The sequence below is a fragment of the Pseudorhodoferax aquiterrae genome (genome assembly GCF_014652235.1).
Lineage (GTDB): Bacteria > Pseudomonadota > Gammaproteobacteria > Burkholderiales > Burkholderiaceae_C > Pseudorhodoferax > Pseudorhodoferax aquiterrae.
Genome location: NZ_BMYK01000002.1, coordinates 108597 through 130454, shown reverse-complemented (window position 1 = coordinate 130454; position 21858 = coordinate 108597). Strand labels below are relative to the sequence as shown.

At 69.9% G+C, this 21858-nt stretch carries 22 protein-coding genes; 16 read left to right on the top strand and 6 right to left on the bottom strand.

The window, feature by feature from the left end:
• Positions 1–38 precede the first annotated feature (38 nt).
• Together IE209_RS03275 and IE209_RS03270 are read right to left on the bottom strand one after the other, a co-directional pair.
• Positions 39–353: a hypothetical protein gene (locus tag IE209_RS03275; RefSeq protein ID WP_189685600.1), complete on the bottom strand. Its 315-nt coding sequence runs from the start codon at positions 351–353 to the stop codon at positions 39–41.
• A complete protein-coding gene (locus tag IE209_RS03270; protein ID WP_189685905.1) occupies positions 350–1597 on the bottom strand; it encodes a DEAD/DEAH box helicase in 1248 nt (415 codons plus the stop codon). The genes IE209_RS03275 and IE209_RS03270 overlap by 4 nt, the downstream gene beginning before the upstream one ends.
• Positions 1598–1750: 153 nt before the next feature.
• On the opposite strand from IE209_RS03270, the gene IE209_RS03265 reads away from it, so the two are divergent.
• From IE209_RS03265 to ggt, 3 genes are all read left to right on the top strand, one after another.
• Positions 1751–2785, top strand: coding sequence for an isocitrate/isopropylmalate dehydrogenase family protein (locus tag IE209_RS03265; protein ID WP_189685599.1), 1035 nt, complete (start codon positions 1751–1753; stop codon positions 2783–2785).
• Positions 2782–3441: a YceH family protein gene (locus tag IE209_RS03260; protein ID WP_189685598.1), complete on the top strand. Its 660-nt coding sequence runs from the start codon at positions 2782–2784 to the stop codon at positions 3439–3441. Before IE209_RS03265 ends, IE209_RS03260 begins: the two co-directional genes overlap by 4 nt.
• 99 nt (positions 3442–3540) lie before the next feature.
• Entirely contained in the window at positions 3541–5268 is a 1728-nt protein-coding gene (gene ggt / locus IE209_RS03255; RefSeq protein WP_189685597.1) for a gamma-glutamyltransferase, read from the top strand.
• Position 5269: 1 nt separating this feature from the next.
• Here the strand turns inward: ggt and IE209_RS03250 are convergent, their stop codons facing one another.
• Positions 5270–6454, bottom strand: a complete 1185-nt coding sequence (locus IE209_RS03250) for a patatin-like phospholipase family protein (RefSeq protein ID WP_189685596.1) — start codon at positions 6452–6454, stop codon at positions 5270–5272.
• Between the two features lie 123 nt (positions 6455–6577).
• Here IE209_RS03250 and IE209_RS03245 point away from each other — a divergent pair, with 123 nt between their 5' ends.
• Entirely contained in the window at positions 6578–8284 is a 1707-nt protein-coding gene (locus IE209_RS03245) for a long-chain fatty acid--CoA ligase (RefSeq protein WP_189685595.1), read from the top strand.
• Positions 8285–8295: 11 nt separating this feature from the next.
• On the opposite strand, the gene IE209_RS03240 is transcribed toward IE209_RS03245, so the two are convergent.
• Entirely contained in the window at positions 8296–9393 is a 1098-nt protein-coding gene (locus IE209_RS03240) for an acyltransferase family protein (RefSeq protein WP_189685594.1), read from the bottom strand.
• A 155-nt stretch (positions 9394–9548) separates the two neighbouring features.
• On the opposite strand from IE209_RS03240, the gene IE209_RS03235 reads away from it, so the two are divergent.
• Complete coding sequence (locus IE209_RS03235) at positions 9549–9917, top strand: response regulator (protein ID WP_189685593.1); 369 nt, start codon at positions 9549–9551, stop codon at positions 9915–9917.
• A 7-nt stretch (positions 9918–9924) separates the two neighbouring features.
• Here the strand turns inward: IE209_RS03235 and IE209_RS03230 are convergent, their stop codons facing one another.
• Entirely contained in the window at positions 9925–10611 is a 687-nt protein-coding gene (locus tag IE209_RS03230) for a GntR family transcriptional regulator (RefSeq protein ID WP_229882673.1), read from the bottom strand.
• Positions 10612–10759: 148 nt separating this feature from the next.
• Between IE209_RS03230 and IE209_RS03225 the strand changes: the two genes are divergently transcribed.
• From IE209_RS03225 to IE209_RS03190, 8 genes are all read left to right on the top strand, one after another.
• Complete coding sequence (locus tag IE209_RS03225; RefSeq protein WP_189685591.1) at positions 10760–12184, top strand: FAD-binding oxidoreductase; 1425 nt, start codon at positions 10760–10762, stop codon at positions 12182–12184.
• Positions 12184–12711, top strand: coding sequence for a TRAP transporter small permease (locus tag IE209_RS03220; RefSeq protein ID WP_189685590.1), 528 nt, complete (start codon positions 12184–12186; stop codon positions 12709–12711). The genes IE209_RS03225 and IE209_RS03220 overlap by 1 nt, the downstream gene beginning before the upstream one ends.
• Complete coding sequence (locus IE209_RS03215; RefSeq protein WP_189685589.1) at positions 12708–13985, top strand: TRAP transporter large permease; 1278 nt, start codon at positions 12708–12710, stop codon at positions 13983–13985. The genes IE209_RS03220 and IE209_RS03215 overlap by 4 nt, the downstream gene beginning before the upstream one ends.
• 31 nt (positions 13986–14016) lie before the next feature.
• Positions 14017–15033, top strand: coding sequence for a TRAP transporter substrate-binding protein (locus tag IE209_RS03210; protein WP_229882672.1), 1017 nt, complete (start codon positions 14017–14019; stop codon positions 15031–15033).
• Positions 15034–15106: 73 nt separating this feature from the next.
• Positions 15107–15892, top strand: a complete 786-nt coding sequence (locus IE209_RS03205) for an SDR family oxidoreductase (RefSeq protein ID WP_229882671.1) — start codon at positions 15107–15109, stop codon at positions 15890–15892.
• On the top strand, positions 15889–16677 hold the full coding sequence (locus IE209_RS03200; RefSeq protein WP_189685587.1) for an SDR family NAD(P)-dependent oxidoreductase: 789 nt from the start codon (positions 15889–15891) through the stop codon (positions 16675–16677). Before IE209_RS03205 ends, IE209_RS03200 begins: the two co-directional genes overlap by 4 nt.
• A gap of 4 nt (positions 16678–16681) precedes the next feature.
• Positions 16682–17554, top strand: coding sequence for an isocitrate lyase/PEP mutase family protein (locus tag IE209_RS03195; protein WP_189685586.1), 873 nt, complete (start codon positions 16682–16684; stop codon positions 17552–17554).
• Positions 17555–17578: 24 nt separating this feature from the next.
• Positions 17579–18496: a dihydrodipicolinate synthase family protein gene (locus IE209_RS03190; RefSeq protein ID WP_189685585.1), complete on the top strand. Its 918-nt coding sequence runs from the start codon at positions 17579–17581 to the stop codon at positions 18494–18496.
• Between the two features lie 235 nt (positions 18497–18731).
• On the opposite strand, the gene IE209_RS03185 is transcribed toward IE209_RS03190, so the two are convergent.
• Complete coding sequence (locus IE209_RS03185) at positions 18732–18956, bottom strand: DUF6364 family protein (protein WP_189685584.1); 225 nt, start codon at positions 18954–18956, stop codon at positions 18732–18734.
• A 289-nt stretch (positions 18957–19245) separates the two neighbouring features.
• On the opposite strand from IE209_RS03185, the gene IE209_RS03180 reads away from it, so the two are divergent.
• Genes IE209_RS03180 through IE209_RS03170 form a run of 3 tightly spaced genes read left to right on the top strand, consistent with a single transcriptional unit; the run spans position 19246 to position 21858 of the window.
• Complete coding sequence (locus IE209_RS03180) at positions 19246–20208, top strand: ABC transporter substrate-binding protein (protein ID WP_189685583.1); 963 nt, start codon at positions 19246–19248, stop codon at positions 20206–20208.
• A 4-nt stretch (positions 20209–20212) separates the two neighbouring features.
• A complete protein-coding gene (locus IE209_RS03175; protein WP_189685582.1) occupies positions 20213–21076 on the top strand; it encodes an ABC transporter permease in 864 nt (287 codons plus the stop codon).
• Entirely contained in the window at positions 21076–21858 is a 783-nt protein-coding gene (locus IE209_RS03170; RefSeq protein ID WP_189685581.1) for an ABC transporter ATP-binding protein, read from the top strand. Before IE209_RS03175 ends, IE209_RS03170 begins: the two co-directional genes overlap by 1 nt.

Here is a 21858-nt window from a genome sequence, read left to right as displayed (position 1 = left end):
CAGGGGCGTGGTCGGATGCCATGGTGCGGCGGCGATCTTCAGGCCAGTGCATCCGCGAAATGTTGCTCGAAGGCGGCGGAGAACGCCGCCGATCCGGCCAGCGACAGGCTGAACACCTGGCGCGGTGCGCCGCTGCCATCGGGTTCCTCGCTCCTTTGCAGTTCGGCGTGCCAGTCGCCGCCGTCTTCCACGGGCGCCGCTGGGCCGAACTGCGCCTGGGCCCAATCCAGCACGGCGGCGATCTCGGCTTGCACGGCAGCGGCCTGCGCGGGCCGCACCGCGGCCATGGCTTCGAACAGGCCGGTGCCGTCGCCGCCCTCGCTGTGCTCGAACAGCAGGAACTGCAGGTTCATGGCTTGGCCGCGGCGGCAGCAGCGGCCGCGCGCAGCTTGTCCTTCTTGCTGGGCCGGCGGCCCTTGATGCCGCCCTGCGGATCGGAGACCACGGGCGGTGCCGCTTCCGTGGCCTCGAAGCCCGGCACCTGCTCGCGCGGCACGGCCAGGCCCTGGCGCTTCTCGATCAGCCGGAAATGCGCCTCGGCCGCGGCCGGCACGAAGCTCAGCGCCACGCCGCTGGCACCGGCGCGGCCGGTGCGGCCGATCCGATGCACGTGTTCTGTGGGCGAGCGCGCCAAATCGAAGTTGACGACGGCCGGCAGCTGCGCGATGTCGATGCCGCGCGCGGCCAGGTCGGTCGCCACCATCACCTGCACGCGCGCGGCCTTGAAGTCGGCCAGCACCTGGCTGCGCTTGCCCTGGCTCAGCTGGCCGTGCAGCGGCTCGGCCGCCAGGCCCGCTTTGCGCAGCTTGGCGGCCACGGTCTCGCAGGCCAGCTTGGTGGCGACGAAGACCAGCACCTGCGGCCAGCCGTGCGCAGCGATCAGGTGGCGCAGCAGCTGCGTGCGCCGGCCGGTGTCGACCACGATGGCACGCTGGGCGATGTCGGGCAGGGCGGCCAGCTGCGCCGGTGCTTCCACCTGGGCCGGCGCGCGCAGCAGCCCGTCGGCCAGCGCTTGCACGGCCGGCGGGAAGGTGGCGGAAAACAGCAGCGTCTGGCGCGCGGCGGGCAGGCGGCGCAGCAGCAGCTGCAGCTCGTCGGCGAAGCCCAGGTCGAGCAGCCGGTCGGCCTCGTCCAGCACCAGCGCGCGCAGGCCGTCCGGGCGCAGCGCGTGGCGCGTGACCAAGTCGAGCGCGCGGCCCGGCGTGGCGACCACGATGTCGGCGCCGCCGCGCAGCGCCAGCATCTGCGGGTTGATGGAGACACCGCCGATGGCGCGCACCAGGCGCGGTGGTTCGGGCAGCCCGGCCGCCAGGGCCTGCACCTGTTCGGCCACCTGGGTGGCTAGTTCGCGCGTGGGCACCAGCACCAGCGTGTGCAGGCGGCGCGGCTGCTGGCGCGGTGTCTGCATCCAGGCCTGCAGCAGCGGCAGCACGAAGGCGGCGGTCTTGCCCGAGCCGGTGGGTGCGCTGGCGCGCAGGTCACGGCCCTGCAACAGCAGCGGAATGGCGGCCGCCTGCACGGGCGTGGGCTGGGCGTAGCCCTGGGTGGCCGCGGCCTGCGCCAGCGCGGGCACGAGGCCCAGGGCGGAAAACGGCAGGGCCGGATCGGATTCGTTCATGCGGGGGTGGGGAGGCGGGGGCCGGCGCGGCAGTGTACGTGGACGGCCCCGCGTCGGTTGCGGACTTGCGGCAGCGGCACCAGCGCCGGGTATGCTGCCGCGCAAGTTCCACGACGCCACAGGAGCGCCACCATGAGCACAACCATCCCCGCCACCCTGATCCCCGGCGACGGCATCGGCCCCGAGATCGTCGAGGCCACCGTCGCCGCGCTCGACGCGCTGGGCGCACCCTTTGCCTGGGACCGCCAGATCGCCGGCCTGGGCGGTGTGCAGGCCGCAGGCGACCCGCTGCCCCAGGCCACGCTGGACAGCATCCGCCGCACGCGGCTGGCGCTCAAGGGGCCGCTGGAGACGCCCTCGGGCGGCGGCTACCGCTCGTCCAACGTGCGGCTGCGCGAGGAGTTCCAGCTCTATGCCAACCTGCGCCCGGCGCGCACGCTCATCCCCGGAGGGCGCTTCGACAAGATCGACCTGCTGGTGGTGCGCGAGAACCTCGAAGGCCTGTACATCGGCCACGAGCACTACGTGCAGATCGACGACGACCCGCACGCCGTGGCCATGGCCACGGGCATCAACACGCGGGCCGGCAGCCGGCGCATCCTCGAATATGCGTTCGACACAGCGGTGGCCACCGGCCGCAAGAAGGTCACGCTGGTGCACAAGGCCAACATCATGAAGGCGCTGACCGGCATCTTCCTGGAGACCGGCGAGCGGCTCTATGCAGAGCGCTACCAGGGCAAGTTCCAGCTGGAAACCGTGATCGTCGACGCCTGCGCGATGAAGCTGGTGCTGAACCCCTGGCAGTTCGACATGCTGGTCACGACCAACCTGTTCGGCGACATCCTGTCGGACCTGGTGGCCGGCCTGGTCGGCGGCCTGGGCATGGCGCCCGGCGCCAACATCGGCAAGGACGCGGCGATCTTCGAGGCCGTGCACGGCTCGGCGCCCGACATCGCGGGCAAGGGCATCGCGAACCCGGTGGCCATCATGCTGGCGGCGGCGCTGATGCTGGAGCATGTGCAGTTGCCCGACCTGGCACGCAGGCTGCGCGAGGCCATCGACGCGACCCTCAACGTCGACCAGGTGCGCACCGGCGACCTGGGCGGCCAGGCCGGCACGGCACAGTTCACGCAGGCACTCATCGCCAGGATCAAGGCCTCCGCATGAGCGTGCCCATCCTCTCGCTGGCCGAGGCGCGCGTGCTGGGCGTGCTGATCGAAAAGCAGCGCACCGTGCCCGACACCTACCCGCTCACGCTGAACAGCCTGGTGGCCGGCTGCAACCAGAAGACCAGCCGCCACCCGGTCATGGAGCTGACCGAGGCCCAGGTGCAGGACGCGCTGGCCACGCTGCGCGGCATGGCCCTCGTCAACGAGACCAGCGGCGGCCGCGCGATGCGCTACGCCCACAACGCCGATGGCGTGCTGCGCATCCCCTCGCAGTCCCAGGCCTTGCTCGCGGTGCTGTTGTTGCGCGGGCCGCAGACGGCCGGCGAACTGCGCATCGCGAGCGACCGCATGCACAACTTCGCCGACATCTCCTCGGTCGAGGCCTTCCTCGAGGAACTGGCCGAGCGGCCGGCCGGTGCCCTCGTGGCGCGGCTGGCCCGGTTGCCGGGCGCGCGCGAGAACCGCTGGATGCATCTGCTGTCGGGCGACGCGCCCGAGGCGGCCGCCGCCTTGGAGTCGCCGGCGGCAGCCGATCCGGCCGGCGAGGTGCCGGCCCTGCGTGCGCAGGTGCAGCGGCTCGAAGGCGAGGTGGCCGCGCTCAAGGCCACCGTGGCGCGGCTCTGTACCGAGTTGGGGATCACGCCCGAGGCCTGAGGTCCATCAGATGTAACTCCTGTCGAGCGCGCCCTTGCACACGCGAAAGCGCAGCAGAATCACGGTCCCGCACCGTATGCAAACAACAGGAGACTTTCGATGCGTTGGACCCTTTCCCTTAGCGTCTGCGCCGCTGGCTGCGCGGCCGTCTGCACCAGTGCCGCGCTGGCCGCCTCGCCCACGCCGGTCGCGGCCGAGAACGGCATGGTCGTCTCGGCCCAGCACCTGGCCACGCGCGTGGGCGTGGACGTGCTCAAGGACGGTGGCAACGCCATCGATGCCGCCGTGGCCGTGGGCTATGCGCTGGCCGTGGTCTATCCGGCCGCCGGCAACCTGGGCGGCGGTGGCTTCATGACCATCCGGCTGGCCGACGGCCGCAGCACCTTCCTCGACTTCCGCGAGAAGGCGCCGCTGGCCGCCACGGCCAACATGTACCTGGACAAGGACGGCAACGTGATCAAAGGCGCGAGCACGCTGGGCCACCTGGCCGTGGGCGTGCCCGGCTCGGTCTCGGGCCTGGAGTACGCGCGCGAGAAGTACGGCACGCAGCAGCGCGCCACGCTGATCGCACCGTCCATCAAGCTCGCGCGCGAAGGCTTCGTGCTGGAGCAGGGCGACATCGACCTGCTGGCCACGGCCACCACGGACTTCCGGCGCGATGCGCCCACGGCCGAGATCTTCCTGAACCGCGGCGAGCCCTTCCAGGCCGGGCAGCGGCTGGTGCAGCGCGACCTGGCCGCCACGCTGCAGGCCATCAGCGAGCGCGGCACGGACGGCTTCTACAAGGGCCCGGTGGGCGCGGCCATCGTGGCTTCCAGCCAGGCGGGCAAGGGCATCATCACGCAGGCCGACCTGGACCAGTACAGGACGCGCGAGCTCAAGCCCGTGGAGTGCAGCTACCGCGGCTACGGCATCGTCTCGGCGCCGCCGCCGAGCTCGGGCGGCGTGGTGATCTGCGAGATCCTCAACATCCTGGAAGGCTACCCGCTCAAGGACCTGGGCTGGGGCGCGGCCCAGGGCGTGCACTACCAGATCGAGGCCATGCGCCATGCCTACGTGGACCGCAACAGCTACCTGGGCGATCCGGACTTCGTCAAGAACCCGCTCGAGCGGCTGCTGTCCAAGGACTATGCGGCGCGCATCCGCGCCAGCATCGCGCCCGACAAGGCGGCCGACAGCCGTGCGCTCAAGCCCGGCGTGGCGCCGCACGAGGGCAGCAACACCACGCACTACTCGATCACCGACAAGTGGGGCAACGCGGTCTCGGTCACCTACACGCTGAACGACTGGTTCGGCGCCAAGGTCACGGCCGCCGGCACCGGCGTGTTGCTCAACAACGAGATGGACGACTTCACGGTCAAGGTCGGCGTGCCCAACCTGTACGGCCTGGTGCAGGGCGAGGCCAATGCGATCGCGCCCGGCAAGCGGCCGCTGTCGTCGATGAGCCCGACCATCGTGACGGGCAAGGACGGCCAGCCGCTCATGGTGGTCGGCACGCCGGGCGGCAGCCGCATCATCACGGCCGTGCTGCACACCATCCTCAACGTGCTGGACTACGGCATGACGGTGCAGGAGGCGGTGGACGCGCCGCGCTTCCACCAGCAGTGGCTGCCCGCGCCCACCAACGTGGAAGCGCGCATGCTCTCGCCCGACACGCGCCGTATCCTGGAAGGCTGGGGCCACCAGTTCGCAGGGCCCCAGCCGGCCAACCACCTGGCCGTGATCCTGGTCGGCGCGCCCGCGCTGGACGCCAAGCCCGTGCCCGGCAAGCGCTACTTCGGCGCCAACGATCCGCGCCGCAACACCGGCCTGGCGGCGGGCTACTGAGTCAGTCCCAGCCCAGGAATGCGCGCACCTGCGCGGCTTGCGCCAGCGTGTCGGCGCGGCCCAGCGCCATGAGCTCGCCCGTGAAGCCGGCGTCGAACAGCAGGTAGCTCGCAAACGCCGCAGACTGCGTGGCCGCGCGCACAGGCGGGCCGCCGGCCGCGAACAGCCGGCGCACCACGCCCGGCAGCGCCTGCGCATGGCGCGCGGCGATGGCGTCCAGCCGCTGCGAGGGCGCGATCAAGAGCAGTTCCACGGGCCGCAGCGCCGTGCGCTCGCGCGCGTCGGGCGGCACCAGGGCCAGCGTCTGGTTGATGCGCTGCAGCCGTTCCACGTCCACGCCCAGCGCGTCCAGGAAGATGCTCGACAGCGCGTGGCCGGCGATCTGCGCCGCCGTGGGCCGGCCGGTGTGCAGCGTGGGGCTGCTGCCGCGCGGTTCCTGCAGCCGGCCCGCGCCGACGGCCAGGATGCGCGCGGCGCCCAGGTGGATCGCGGGCGAAAGCGGCGCGGCCTGGCGCATCGAGCCGTCGCCGAAGTACTCCGCCGCCTCTTCGGTGCCGATCGCGGTCGCCGGGAACACGAAGGGGATGGCCGAGGAGGCCAGCAGGTGGGCGTGCGCGATCGGCCCGGGCACGGCGCGGCGCTGCGAGCGCATCCAGGGCTCCATGGGCACCGCCGATTGGTAGAAGGTGCAATGGTCGCCGGCGCTGTAGCTCGACGCGGTGACGGCCAGCGCCTGCAGATGGCCGGCCTGCAGCAGCGCGGGCAGCCGGTCCAGCGGCACCAGGCGCTGCAGCAGTTCGGCCAGCGGCCGGTTGTCGAGCAGGCTGTGCGGTTGGGCCTGGCGCCAGCGCGCCAGCAGCCGGGCCACGCCCCAGAGCATGCGCGCGCGGCCCGGCGTGTCCAGCAGATCCAGCGCATCGGCGCGGTAGACCTGTTCAGTCCTGAAATGCGCCCAGACCTCGGCGATGGCGGCCACGGCCGCGTCGAAGTCGTCGGTGCCGCAGGCCAGCGCCGCGGCGTTGATGGCGCCGGCCGAGGTGCCGACGATGATGGGGAAGGGATTGCCCGCGGCGGCCTGTGCGCTGCCCTGCCGCAGCTGCGCCAGGGCCTGCAGCACGCCGACCTGGTAGGCGGCCCGGGCGCCGCCACCGGTAAGCACCAGCGCGGTGGGTGAGGGTGGAGCCATGGGCCCGCAGTGTAGGAGGGGGTGCGCTGTCCCGGGCCCGACAGGCCCTAAGGGGCATCCCGGAGCGCGCCCTCGGTTTTCTGGCCTACGCTCGCCGGTTTCGACCACTGCTGGCTCTTGCCCATGTCCCTGACTGCCGACCGCCCCCACCACAAGTTCTGGCCCTCGCGCGTGCCGCGTGCACTGACCGTGCCGGCGACCTCGCTGTGGCACAACCTGGCGACCAGTGCGGCGCGCTACCCGGACAAGCCGGCCCTGGTGTTCTTCGACCGCGTGACGACCTATGCCGCACTTGTCGCGCAGGTCGAGGTCCTGGCCGGCGCGCTGGCCGCGCAAGGTGTGCAGCGCGGCGACCGCGTGGCGCTGTTCATGCAGAACTGCCCGCAGCTCGTGGTGGCGCATTTCGCGATCCTGCGCGCCAACGCCGTGGTGGTGCCGATCAACCCCATGAACAAGGCCGAGGAGCTCAAGCACTACCTCGTCGATGCCGATGCCAAGGTGGCCATCACCACCGGCGACCTGGCTGGCGCGCTGGCCCGGGCCAGCGACGAACTGCCGCCGCCGCAGCGCCTGGCGCACCTCATCGTCTCGCAGTTCACCGACGCCTTCGACGCCGCGGCGGCCGACGGCCCGGCCATGGCGCCGGCCTGGCGCGACTGGCTGCTGACGCGGCATGCGCTGCCGGCCCTGGCCGGCGGCGCCGTGCACGCCTGGGACGCGCTGCTGGCGCAGGGCCTGCCCGCGCCCGCGCACACGGTGGGGGCCAACGACATGGCGCTGTTGCCCTACACCAGCGGCACGACAGGCCTGCCCAAGGGCTGCATCCACCACCACAGCAACCTCATGCACAACGTGGTGTCCAGCACGCTGTGGTCCTGCGCGAATTCGGAATCGGTGGTGCTGGCCGTGGTGCCCATGTTCCACATCACCGGCATCGTGAGCATGATGCACACGGCCATCAGCGTCGGTGCCACGCTGGTGCTGATGCCGCGCTGGGACCGCGACGTGGCCGGCCACCTGATCTCGCGCTGGAAGGTCACGAGCTGGACCAACATCCCCACCATGGTGGTGGACCTGCTCGCCAGCCCGAACCTGCCGCAGTACGACCTCACGAGCCTGCAGCAGATCGGCGGCGGCGGCGCCGCGATGCCGCAGGCCATCGCCCAGCGCCTGGAGGAACAGTACGGCCTGCGCTACCAGGAAGGCTACGGCCTGACCGAGACGGCCGCGCCCACCCACACCAACCCCTTCGAACGGCCCAAGCAGCAGTGCCTGGGCATTCCGATCCCCTCGACCGATGCGCGCGTGGTCGACCCCGACAGCCTGCAGGAGCTGCCGGCCGGCGAGTCCGGCGAGATCATCGTGCACGGCCCGCAGGTCTTCCATGGCTACTGGAAGCAGCCGGAGGCCACCGCGGCCGCCTTCATCGAATTCGAGGGCAAGCGTTTCTTCCGCACCGGCGACATGGGCCGCATGGACGAGGACGGCTACTTCTTCCTGACCGACCGCCTGAAGCGCATGATCAATGCGAGCGGCTTTAAGGTCTGGCCCGCCGAAGTGGAGCTGCTGATGTACCGCCACCCCGCCGTGCAGGAGGCCTGCATCATCGCCACGCAGGACGCCTACCGCGGTGAATCGGTCAAGGCCGTGGTGGTGCTGCGTGCCACGCACAGGGACACCACGGCCGAGGACATCATCGCCTGGTGCCGCGACAACATGGCGGCCTACAAGGTGCCGCGCCAGGTGCAGTTCGCCGATGCCCTGCCCAAGAGCGGCAGCGGCAAGGTGATGTGGCGGCTGCTGCAGGAGGCGGAGAGCGCAGCGCACTGAAGGACAGGACCTCAGCCCGCCCGCGCCCGGCGCGCGAAGGCCCGCAGCAGCGCGGCCTTGAGCGGGCCCTTCAGGCGCTCGGTCCGCGCGCCGAGCAGCCACACCACGATCAGCGGCCCCAGCACGACGGGCAGCGCGCGCTGTTCCCACCAGCCGAGCCAGTGCGCCAGTGCGCCGAAGAACTGCAGCAGCGGGTTGTGGAACAGGTACAGCGCGAAGGTGTGGCCGGCCAGCGTGCGGATGGCACGTTCCAGGCCCGGTGGCACGGCCGCGTCGTCCTGCAGCAGGCGCCGCGCGCCCACGAAATGCAGCGCGACCAGCGCCCCCACCAGGTAGTCCGCCAGGAAGTTCGCCGACCAGCCCAGTGGCTTGGCGGCGTTACTGCCCAGCCATTGCGCCGTGAACCGGGCCAGGTCCTGGGGCAGGGCCGAGTCGCGGTAGGCCAGGTAGCCCGCCAGCGTGGCCGCGCACAGCAGGCCGGCCGCGAGCGGCGACAGGCGCTGCGCGAGCGGCGTGCGGTAGGCCCAGACGCCGGCCAGCCACACCGGCAGCAGCAGTGCGATCTTGGGGCCCATCACGAGCGCGACGAGCCCGCAGGCCAGCCAGCGAGCGTGCCCGCGCGTGAACAGCCAGGTGCCGAACAGCACGTAGTACCAGAACTCGTAGCCGACCGACCAGTACGGCGTGTTGGAGAACGGTTGCAGGGACCAGAACCAGAGCTCGTTGGCGAACAGCAGGCTGGCGACGGTGCGTGCGGCCGGGTGGTCGTGTCCGTACCACGAGAAGTCGTACAGGTGAGGCGCCAGGCGAAGGCCGATCCCGTCGACCACCAGGGTCAGCAGCAGGGCCGGCACGCAGACCGACCACAGCCGCGCCAGCCGCGCGGCCGCGTAGCCGCCCGGGGTGGCGGCTTCGCGCGTGGCCACATGGGCGATCACGAAACCGGACAGCACGAAGAACAGCATCACCGCGTCGTGGCCGAAGATGGCGAAGCGCCACAGGAAGGGCAGCCCGCCCGAGAAGCGTTCGAAGCTCGCGTGCAGCACGAACACCGCGAGCGCCGCGAGAAAACGCAGCAGATCCAGATAGACCGACAGACCGCGGCTCACACCCTGTTGTCCCCGTTCGCGCATTGGCGCCAGCGGCCGGCATTGTGACCGAGCGGCGCCTGCGGCAGGCGTGCGGAGGGGACGAAGCGCGCTTGACCTACATCAAGCGGGGCCGCGCGGCGCTAGCATGCAGTCCAACCACAGGCCATCGCTCCATGCCGCTGCGCATCTTCCTCGTGGAAGACAACCCCCTCATCCGCCAGAGCATGCAGGAGATGCTGGAAGAGGTGCTGGGCGCGCAGGTCGTGGACTGGGCCGATGGCGAGGCCGCGGCCATCGGCGCCATGCGCCGCGCGGCCTGGGACGTGGCCCTGGTCGACCTGTTCCTCGTGCAGGGTTCCGGCCTGGGCGTGGCCCGGGCCTTCGAGCAGCGCGGTGCCGGCCAGCGCGTCTACGTGCTGAGCAACTACGCCACGCCCAGCATCCGCGAGCGCTGCGCGGCCCTGCGCATCGACGGCATCTACGACAAGTCCACCGAGCTGGACCGGCTGCTCGAGGCGCTCGGCCAACTGCAGCGCCTCTGAGCGTGTTTCAGGCTGCGGCCGCGCGCCGCGCCTTCAGGCTGGCCACGTAGTTCTCGCGCGTGCCGGCCACGTGCACGCGCATGAGCGCGTCGAAGGCCGCGAAGTCGCCGGCGCTGAAGTGGGCTAGCAACTGCTGGTGCTGCTCGTAGCCGGCCGGGCGCAGCACATCGGCCGGAGCCGACAGGTGCGTGCGCAATGCGGCGATCTTGGCGCCGGCCGTGGCGTAGGCGGCCTGCAGGTAGCTGTTGCCGCAGTGCAGGACGAAGGCCTCGTGCAGCCGCGTGTCGGCGCGGCTGTAGCGCACACCGTCCTTGCTCTTGCGCGCGGCCGTCATCTCGGCGATGGCGGCCTGGACCTCGGCGATGGTCTCTGTGCGCGCATGCCGAAAGGCCAGCTCGGCGGCGCGCGGCTCGATCAGCATGCGGAACTCGCAGAGCGCCTCCACATCGGCTTCGGTCGCCTCGAACACATAGCTGCCGCGCTGCGGCTTGACGGCCACCAGGCCTAGCAGCTGCAACTGGTTCAACGCCTCGCGCACGGGCGTGCGGCTCACGCCGAACGAGCTGGCGAGTTGCTCCTCCGGAATCATCTCGCCCAGCGCGAACTGGCCGTCGACGATGGCTTCGCGCAGCCGCTGGGCGACCTGGGTCGCCAGCGAGCGGGGTGCTTCGATCTTGAAACTGGGTGCGCTCACGGCGCGGTCTCCTGTGGCTGCGCCCGTCGGGAGCAAGGGCGTCCGAGTCTCGCAGAACAAACCGATTCCCCGCGCGGGGCCCGTGCATTCTGCCATCGGTATTTGTACTAGTGCTTTAGTACCTTACATACAAGGATACTTGCCCGCCATGAACACGACCATCCTGGCGGGCGCAGACGCGGCCCGCGCCATCGAAGTGCTGACCCGGCTGCGTGACCAGTTGGGCGCCGCCACGGTGCTGATTGGCGCCGACGTGCCCGAGCGCAACCGCAACGACTGGAGCACGCAGTCGCCGACGAACCCGCTCGCCGTGGTCCGCCCGGTGGACGCGGCCGGCGTCTCGGCCGCGCTGCGCGCCTGCCGTGAGGCTGGCCTGCCCGTCGTGCCCCAGGGCGGGCTGACCGGCCTGTGTGGCGGTGCCCGGCCGGAAGACGGCTGGGTCGCGCTGTCGCTGGAGCGGCTGGTGGGCGTGGAGGAGATCGACCCCGACAGCGCCACCATGACCGTACGCGCCGGCACGCCGCTGGAGGCGGTGCAGCGCGCAGCAAGCGACGCCGGCCTGTACTTCGCGCTGGACCTGGGTTCGCGCGGCTCCTGCGCGATCGGCGGCAACCTGTCGACCAATGCTGGCGGCAACCGCGTGATCCGCTACGGCATGGCGCGCGAACTGGTGCTGGGTCTGGAATGGGTGCTGCCCGACGGCACCGTCGTGACCAGTCTGAACAAGATGATGAAGAACAACGCGGGCTACGACCTGAAGCAGTTGTTCATCGGCAGCGAAGGCACGCTGGGCATCATCACGCGCATCGTGCTCAAGCTGCATCCGCAGCCGGGCTGCACGATGTCGGCGCTGTGCGCGCTGCCGGACTACGCGTCCGTCGTGCGCCTGCTGGGCGCCGCGCGCCGCGGTCTGGGGCCGCTGCTCTCGGCCTTCGAGGTCATGTGGCCCGACTACTGGGAAGTCGTCACCCAGCGCGTGGGCGTGCGCCCGCCCGTGGCCGGCGACCATGGCTTCTACGTGCTCGTGGAGGCCCAGGGCACGGACGAGGCCGTGGACGGCCCACGCTTCGCCGCCTGGCTGGAGCAGTTCGCCGGCGACGGTGGCCTGGCCGACGCCGCGCTGGCCCAGTCCGTCGCCGACACGCAGTCGTTCTGGGCGCTGCGCGATGCCTGCTCCGAATTCTTCCAGGCACTCGGCCCCCACGTCTCCTACGACGTGGCGCTCGCCGTGCGCGACATGGACGCCTTCGCTGCGCAGTGCAAGGCCGCGCTGCTGGCCCAGATTCCGGGCTGCCAGAGCGTCTACTACGGCCACATCGGCGATGGCAACGTGCACCTCGTGGCCTGGGTGGAGGGCCTGTCGATCGAGGAGCAACCCAAGAAGCGCATGGACGAGGTGATCTACAGCACCGTGCGCGACTTCCAGGGCAGCATCTCGGCCGAGCACGGCATTGGCACGGCGAAGAAGCCCTACCTGTCGTACGCGCGCAGCCCCGAGGAGATCGCGCTCATGCGCACGCTGAAGGCCGCACTCGATCCCCAGAACCTGCTGAACCCAGGCAAGGTGATCTGATGGACCGCGTGTTCAAGGCCATCGAGGCCGTGCTCGCAGCGCTGCTGCTGGGCATGGTGCTCATGGTGTTCGGCAACGTGCTGCTGCGCTATGCCTTCAACTCGGGCATCCAGGTGTCGGAGGAGCTGTCGCGCTTCTTCTTCATCTGGCTGACCTTCATCGGCGCCATCGTCGCGATGCGCGAGGGAGCGCACCTGGGCATGGACGCCCTTGTCAGCAAGCTCGGCCGCCGCGGCAAGCTGGTCTGCCTGGCACTGTGCCAGGGGCTCACGCTGCTGTGCTGCTTCATGATGTTCCGCGGCACCTGGGTGCAGCACGAGATCAACGCCACCACGGCTGCGCCCGTCACGGGCCTGCCCATGATCTGGGTGTTCGGCGTGTCCTACCTCACGGCCGGCGCCATCGGCCTGATGGCGCTGCGCACGCTGTGGCGCATCGCCACAGGGCGCATCCGCGACGACGAACTGGTCGCCGTCAGCGAGAGCGAGGAAGCGCCGCACGGCACGCCCGTGGAGGCCAAAGCATGACGATCGCCGTCTTCACCTTCTCGCTGCTCGGCGCCATGCTGCTGGGCCTGCCGATCGCGTTCGCGCTGCTGGTCTGCGGCGCCGCGCTGATGGTCGCCCAGGGCCAGATCGACACCACCATCCTGTCGCAAAAGCTCATCGAGGGGGCGGACAGTTTCCCGCTGCTGGCGATCCCGTTCTTCATGCTGGCCGGCGAGCTCATGAATGCGGGCGGCATCTCCAAGCGCATCGTGAACGTCGCGCTGGCCTGGGTCGGCCATCTGCGCGGCGGCCTGGGCTTCGTCGCCATCTTCGCCTCGGTCATGATGGCCGCGATCTCGGGCAGCGCCGCGGCCGACGCAGCCGCGATCGGCGCGCTGCTGATCCCCATGATGCGCCGCGCCGGCTACGACGTGCCGCGTTCGGCCGGCCTGATCGCCGCTGGCGGCGTGATCGCGCCCGTGATTCCGCCGTCCATCGGCCTGATCGTGTTCGGCGTGATCGCCAACGTGTCCATCGGCAAGCTGTTCCTCGCGGGCATCTTCCCGGGCATCCTGATGGGCCTGTCGTTGCTGGTGGCCTGGCAGTGGGTGGCTCGGCGCGACAAGGTGGCCGTGCTGCCGCGCCAAAGCATGGCCCAGCGCGGCCGCGCCGCGGTCGACGGCATCTGGGCGCTGCTGATGCCGCTGGGCATCATCGGTGGCCTCAAGTTCGGCATCTTCACGCCGACCGAGGCCGGCGTGGTCGCCTGCGTCTACGCCTTCATCCTCGGGGCCTTCGTCTACCGCGAACTGCCGCTGCGCCAGCTCTACCCGCTGCTGGTGTCGGCCGCCAAGAGCACGGCCGTGGTGGTGTTCCTGATCGCCGCGGCCCTGGTGTCGGCCTGGCTCATCACCACGTCCGAAGTGCCGCAACAGGTCTCGGCCATGCTGCAGCCCTTCATGTTCAACAAGATCGTGCTGATGTTCGTGATCATGGTGATCGTGGTCATCGTCGGCACGGCACTGGACTTCGCGCCCACGCTGATGATCCTCACGCCGGTGTTGATGCCCGTGATCAAGGAGGCCGGCATCGACCCCGTGTACTTCGGCGTGCTGTTCATCATGAACAACGCGATCGGCCTGATCACGCCGCCCGTGGGCATCGTGCTCAACGTGATGTGCGGGGTGGCCAAGATCTCGATGGGCGAGCTCATGAAAGGGCTGTGGCCCTTCCTGTGGGCCGAACTCATCGTGCTCTTCCTGCTCGTGCTGTTCCCCGACCTCGTGCTCGTGCCCTTGCGCTGGCTGAGCTGATTTCCTTCTTTTCACTCCCGGAGACATGAACATGAAGAACATTTCCCGCGTTGCCCTGACCGCCGTGGCCGCCGCCACCCTGGCCCTGGCCGCAGGTACTGCCAGCGCCCAGTTCCAGAACCGCAACTTCCGCGTCTCCAACGGCGTGAGCAAGGAGCATCCCATGGGCAACGGCCTGGCCGCCATGGGCGCCTGCACGCTGGAGAAGTCCGGCGGCAAGATGAAGATCCAGCCCTTCTGGGACGGCGCGCTGGGCAGCGACCTGACCAGCACGCAGAGCGTGCGCACGGGCTCCATCGACATGGTGCTGACCTCCACGGCGCCCGTGGTGTCCATCGTGCCGGCGCTGGGCGTGTTCGACCTGCCGTTCCTGTTCAACACCGCGGCCGAGGCCGACCAGCTGCTGGACGGCAAGGTCGGCGACTGGTTCTCGGCCAAGATGCCGGCCGTGGGCCTCGTCAACCTGGCTTGGTGGGAGAACGGCTTTCGCCACACGACGAACTCCAAGCGACCGATCACCAAGGTCGAGGACTTCGAGGGCGTGAAGATGCGCGTGATGCAGAACAACGTCTACCTGGACACCTTCAAGACTCTGGGCAGCAATGCCGTGCCCATGGCCTTCACCGAGGTCTATTCGGCGCTGGAAACCAGGACCGTCGACGGCCAGGAGAACCCGTTCACCAACATCGAGAACATGAAGTTCTACGAGGTGCAGAAGTACCTCACGCTGTCCAAGCACGCCTACAGCCCCACGCTGGTGCTGTTCTCCAAGAAGGTCTGGGACGGCCTGTCGGAGCAGGAGCACGCCGTGCTCAAGGAATGCGCCGTGGTCGGCCGCGCGGAACAGCGCCGCGCCAACCGCGCCATGGAGGCCAAGAGCGTGGACAACCTGCGCGGCAAGGGCATGGCCGTGAACGAGATCAGCCCCGCCGAGACCGCGCGCATCCGCGAGAAGACCAAGGTCATCTACGAGCGCCATGCCAAGGCCATCGGCGACGAGCCGATCGCGCTGGTGACCGAGGAACTCAAGCGGATCCGCGGCCAATGAGCGCCGCGCCGGGCCGCCCCAAGCAAGCTCGCTCCCCCTCGGGGGGACAGGCCGCAGGCCGAAGGGGGTGCAAGTGAGCGGACTGTTGGAAGGACAGGTCGCCTGGGTCACGGGCGGCGGCAGCGGCATCGGCCTGGCCGGTGCGGTGGACCTGGCCAAGGCCGGTGCGCGTGTCGTCATTTCGGGCCGCGATGCGGCCAAGCTGGACGCGGCCATCGTGGAGGCGCAAGCGCGCGGCGCGCCGGCCGGCAGCATCACGGCCAGGCCGCTGAACGTGGCCGACGCCAAGGACGTGAACGCCGTGGCGGATGCGATCCAGGCCGCGTTCGGCCGGGTCGACATCCTGGTCAACAGCGCGGGGCTCAACTACCCCAAGCGCTACTGGTGCGACACCGATGCCGAGACCTTCGCCGACGTGGTGGGGATCAACCTGAATGGCGCGACCTACTGCACGCTGGCCGTCGTCCAGGGCATGCGCGCGCGCGGGCAGGGCACGGTCATCAACGTGGCCTCGTTCGCGGGCTTCCACTACGAATACATGACAGGCCCGGCCTACACGTCGAGCAAGGCCGCGATGATGGCGCTCACGCATTCCTTCAACATCGAGGAGTGCGTGAACGGCCTGCGCGCCACGGCGCTGTGCCCGGGCGAAGTGGCCACGCCCATCCTCAAGAAGCGGCCGGTGCAGCCGACCGAGGCCGACAAGGCCCGCATGCTGCAGGAGGCCGACCTGGGCCGCACGATCCGTTTCATCGCGGAGGCGCCCGCGCATGTTTGCGTGAACGAACTCGTGATCTCGCCGGTCTGGAACCGCACCTATGTGCAGGACCAGCCCTTGGTTCGCAAGAAGCCCGTATGACGCCAGGACTGGTCGTCGCCGTCACCGGTTCGGGCCAGGGCATCGGCCTGGCCGTGGCGCGCAAGTTCGCCGCGCAAGGCGCGCGCGTCGTGGTGTCCGACATCGACGCCGCACGCTGCCAGCACGCGGCCGACGAGATCGGGGCGCTGGGCGTTCAGGCCGACGTGACCGACGCCGCGCAGTGCCGCCAGCTCGTGGAGCGCACCGTGGCCGAACACGGCCGGCTGGACGTGATGGTCTGCAACGCCGGCATCATGCAGTTGAAGCCGCTGCTCGAACTCGAAGGCGCTGACTGGGACCGGATGCTGGGCGTCAACGTCAAGGGCTGCTTCCTGAGCCTGCAGGCCGCCGCGCGCCAGATGCTGCAGCAGGTGCCACTGGCGCAAGGGCGGCCGCGCGGCAAGATCATCACCATGGCCTCGATCGCCGGCCGACCGGGCGCCGGCCCGATCGCGGCCGTGATCCCGCACTACCGTGCCAGCAAGGCCGCCGTGCTGAGCCTTACGCAGTCGGCCGCCATCGCGTGCGCGCCGCACCTCACGGTCAACGCGATCTGCCCGGGCCTGGTGGAGAGCGAGATGTGGCGCGGCATGGACCGCGACTGGGGCGCACTGCAAGGCTTGGGCGAAGGCCAGATCTGGCAGCAGCGCATTGCCGGCATCCCGCTGGGGCGGCCGCAGCGGCCCGAGGACGTGGCCGACGTCGCGGGTTTCCTGGCCGCGCCGGAATCGGACTACATGACAGGCCAGGCCATCAACGTCGATGGCGGGCTCATGATGAGTTGAACCCATGCCCCACCCCGCAGCCACACTCCAAAACCTACTCGCCAGCGGCACCATCGTCCAGGCGCCCGGCGCCTACGACAGCCTCAGCGCCCGCCTGGTCGAACGCGCGGGCTTCCCGGCGATCTACATGACGGGCTTCGGCGCCACGGCCACGCGGCTGGGCCAGCCCGACATCGGCCTGCTCACGCAGACCGAGATGACCACGCACGCGCGCGACATGGTGCGCGCGGTCGGCATCCCCGTGGTCGCCGATGCCGACACGGGCTACGGCGGCCCGTCCAACATCGAACGCACGGTGCACGAGTACGTGCAGGCCGGTGTCGCGGCCATCCACCTGGAGGACCAGGTCGCGCCCAAGCGCTGCGGCCAGATGGCCGGCATCCGCCTGATCGATGCGGCAGAGAACGCTCGCCGCCTGCGCTGCGCCGTGCAGGCGCGCGCAGGCGACGGCCTGCTCATCATCGGCCGCACCGACGCGCTGCCGGCGGCCGGCATCGACGCGGCGGTGTCGCGTGCCCAGCGCTACCAGGACGCGGGCGTGGACCTCGTCTTCGTGGACGGCATCAAGACCGTGGCCGAGGTCGAGGCCGTCGCGCGCCGTGTGACCGGGCCCAAGGTCGTGTCCATCGTCGACGGCACGCCGGCCGTTGCCTTGACGGCGCCCGCGCTGCAGGCCATGGGCTTTGCCATGGTCTTCTACGCCGTCACGGCCCTGTTCAGTGCCGCCCGCGCGGTGCAGGAATCGCTGGCCGCGTTGCAGGCCGGCGGTACGCCCGGCGCGCTGGCGCAGCCCGGCCTGTCCTATGCCGCCTTCGCCGACACCGTGGGCCTCGCGCACCACCAGCAGCTGGACGCGCAGTTCGGCAGCTCCACCTGATTCCACCGACCCGAAAGTCATCCCATGAGCACCCCCGTACCCCATGCCGGCATCTGGCCCGCACTGCTGACGCCCCTGAACGCCGACCTCGGCATCGACACCCCCAAGTTCGCGCGGCATGCCAGGACCTTGATCGACGGCGGCTGCGCCGGCGTCACGCCCTTCGGCACCACGGGCGAGGGTCCCTCGTTCACGGTGGCCGAACGCAAGGCCGCGCTGGAAGGCCTGATCGCCGGCGGCGTGCCCGCCGAGCGCATCCTGGTCTCGACCAGCTGCGCCGCACTCCCGGACACTTTGGCCCTCACGCGCCATGCGCTGTCGGTCGGCGCCACGCGCTGCCTGATCCTGCCGCCGTTCTTCCTCAAGGGCGTACCCGACCAGGGCATCATCGACGCCTACCGCTACGTGATCGACGGCGTGGCCGACGCCCGCCTGCGCGCGGTGCTGTACCACATTCCCCAGGTCTCTGGCGTACCCCTGTCGCACCAGGTCATCTCCACGCTGCGCCTGCTGTATCCCGAGACCATCGTCGGCCTGAAGGACAGCGGCTGCACGCGCGCCGACTCCGTGGCCTATGCCGAGGCCTTCATGCCCGGCATGCAGGTCTGGGTGGGCAACGAGCCCGACCTGCCCACCATGGGCGCCCGCGGCAGCCTGGGCGCCGTGAGCGGCATCGCCAACGTGATGCCGCACCTGGTCGGCCGCCTGGCCGTGGCCCGCGGCGACGAGGCGGCGCAACGCGATCTGCAACGCGTGCGTGCCTTCCTGGACATCCTGGGCGGCTACGGCATGACGGCCGCCTTCAAGGCCATCATGGCCATCCTCGAGCAGGATGCCGGCTGGCGGCGTGTGCGTCCGCCGCTGGTGGCGCTGGACGAGGCCGAGCTGGCGCGCATCGAGGCGCAGATGGCCGCGTTCGCGCTGGACCGTAGCAAGGACTGAAGCCAGATGGGCGAAGTCGTCTGCATCGCCAGCTGGAACGCCGACCTGGCGGTGACCGCGCGCATCGGCCGCGACGACTTCGGCCGCATGGGCCTGGATCTCTGAGCGCGCGAAGGCATCGCCACCACGCACGTGGAGCAGGGGGGGCGCGTTGCTGGCCCGGCAGGGCTGACTCAGGCTGGAGCGCCTGCGAACGGATTGACGATGCGCACCCGGCCCCGCGCTCGGCCATGGCTCAGCGCGCGTTGACTTCGTCACGGTCGAAGCGCCAGCCGTCCAACCGGGTGGAGGCCTCCAGGCAACTCTGCTCGAACTGGGCCCATTGCTGTTCACGCTGGGCGCTGCCCGCCAACTGCTCGAGGTAGTCGCGCACGGCCTGGTTCAGGCTCTTGCCCATCTTCTGCGCAGCCGCGCGCGCGCGTTGCGCGACCTGCTCATCAACGGAAAGCGTGATGTTCATGGAAACCTCCAACTTGCACATGTTATGTGCGCAAGTTCGATGTGTTTCAAGACTGGCACGCTCCCTGCATAGACGCTCTCATTCGCCGGCACCCTGCCCGCGCAGGCACCGTCCCGGTGACCGCGCACCAGCCCGGCCCGAAGTGCGCCCCAAATTGGGGATACTTGCGGGTTAGTCTGTATATACAGGTCTGCTCAGGCGAATGAGACTGCGCGGCGCGTGCCCTTGCCCCGGGGTGTACCGGCGCTGCCCGCGTTCCGAAGCGTTCAACCCCAACCAGGAGGGCCGCATGGCCAAGACAGTTTTCACCAAGATCGCCACCGTGCTGGCTGCCGGCGTGCTGGCCACGTTGGCCCAGGGCGCCGCGGCCCAGACCAAGGTCGTGATCGGCATGTCCGGCTGGACCGGCTTCGCGCCGCTCACGCTGGCCGACAAGGCCGGCATCTTCAAGAAGAACGGGCTGGACGTGGAGATCAAGATGATTCCGCAGAAGGACCGCCACCTGGCCCTGGCCTCCAAGTCCATCCAGTGCGCCGCCACCACCGTGGAAACCCACGTGGCCTGGAACACCAACGGCGTGCCCATCGTGCAGATCTTCCAGCTCGACAAGTCCTACGGCGCCGACGGCATCGCCGTGCGCAACGACATCAAGAGCTTCGCCGACCTCAAGGGCAAGACCGTGGCCGTGGACGCACCCGGCACGGCCCCGTACTTCACGCTGGCCTGGATGCTCAGCAAGAACGGCATGAGCGTGAAGGACGTCAAGACCGTCACGCTGGCGCCGCAGGCCGCCGCCCAGTCCTTCGTGACCGGCCAGAACGACGCCGCCGTGACCTACGAGCCCTATCTCTCGACCGTGCGCGACAACGCCGCCGCCGGCAAGATCCTCGCGACCACGCTGGACTTGCCGCACATCCAGGACACGCTGGGCTGCGCGCCCGACTGGCTCAAGGCCAACGGCACGGCCGCCAAGGCCCTGGCCGATTCGTACTTCCAGGCCCTGGACATGATCAAGGGCGACACGGCCAAGGCCAACGAGATCATGGGCGGTGCCGTCAAGCAGAGCGGCGAAGCCTTCGCCAAGTCCGCGAGCTTCCTGCGCTGGCAGGACAAGGCGGCCAACCAGAAGTTCTTCGCCGGTGAGCTGGAGACCTTCATGAAGGAGGCCGCGGTCATCCTGCAGGAGGCCGGCGTGATCCGCAAGCAGCCCGACAACTGGGCCGCCATGTACGACGCCAGCTACATCAAGTAAAGCGATGGCCAGCGACACCACCCGCGTTCTCTCTCCGGCCGCGACCGCCGCACCCGCGGCCATGCCGGCAGCCCCGGCGCGCCGGCGCCGCGGCATGGTGCCGTTGGAGCCCGTCAGCCCCACGGCCCGCTGGCTGCTGGGCCTGGCCTTCTTCGTGCTGTTCGTGGCCGTCTGGGCGTTCTTCACGCTGGGCGGCTACGTCTCGCCGACCTTCCTGGCCAGCCCCATCACCATGGTGCAGGAGGCCTGGCTGCTGTTCACCGAGTACGGCTTCCTCCACGACATCGGCATGACGGTCTGGCGCGTGCTGGGCGGCTTCATCCTGGCCGCCGTGATCGCCGTGCCGCTGGGCATCGCGATGGGCGCCTACAAGCCGGTGGAAGCCTTCCTCGAGCCCTTCGTCTCGTTCTGCCGCTACCTGCCGGCCTCGGCCTTCATCCCGCTGCTGATCCTGTGGGCCGGCATCGGCGAGACGCAGAAACTGCTCGTGATCTTCATCGGTTCGGTGTTCCAGATCATCCTGATGGTGGCCGTGACGGTGGGCGGCGCGCGCAAGGACCTCGTGGAGGCCGCCTACACGCTGGGCGCCGACAGCGCCGGCATCGTGCGCCGCGTGCTGATCCCGGGCGCCGCGCCCGGCATCGCCGAGACACTGCGCCTGGTGCTGGGCTGGGCCTGGACCTACGTGATCGTGGCCGAGCTGATCGGCTCGTCCTCGGGCATCGGCCACATGATCACCGACAGCCAGGCGCTGCTGAACACCGGCCAGATCATCTTCGGCATCATCGTGATCGGCCTGATCGGGCTGGTCTCCGACTTCATCTTCAAGGCGGTCAACAGGAAGCTGTTCGCCTGGGCGAGCCTGTGATGAGCAATCAACTTTCCATCCGCGGCGTCTCGCGCACCTTCACCAGCCCGGGCGGCCAATCCACCCAGGCCTTGCAGCCGGTGGACTTCGAGGTCCGCAAAAACGACTTCGTGACCATCCTGGGCCCTTCGGGCTGCGGCAAGTCCACGCTGCTGCGCATCGTCGCGGGTCTGGACTATCCGACCAGCGGCCAGGTGCTGCTGGACGGCCAGACCATCGCAGGCCCCGGCGCCGACCGCGGCATGGTGTTCCAGAGCTACACGCTGTTCCCCTGGCTCAACATCGAGCAGAACATCCGCTTCGGCCTGCGCGAGCGCGGCCTGCCCGAGGCGCAGCAGAAGGAGCGGGCGGCCTACTTCATCGCCAAGGTCGGCCTGCGCGGCTTCGAGCAGCACTTTCCCAAGCAGCTCTCGGGCGGCATGCAGCAGCGCACGGCGATCGCACGCGCGCTGGCCAACGACCCCAAGATCCTGCTCATGGACGAGCCCTTCGGCGCGCTGGACAACCAGACCCGCGTGCTCATGCAGGAGCTGCTGCTGGGCATCTGGGAGGCCGAGCAGAAGACCGTGCTGTTCGTGACCCACGACATCGACGAGGCCATCTTCATGGCCAGCCGTGTGGCCGTGTTCAGCGCGCGGCCGGGCCGCATCAAGACAGAGATCGCCGTGGACCTGCCGCACCCGCGCCACTACACGGTCAAGACCACGCCGGAATTCATGGAACTCAAGGCCCGGCTCACGGAAGAGATCCGCGCCGAGTCCATGGCCGCTGCGGAACATTGA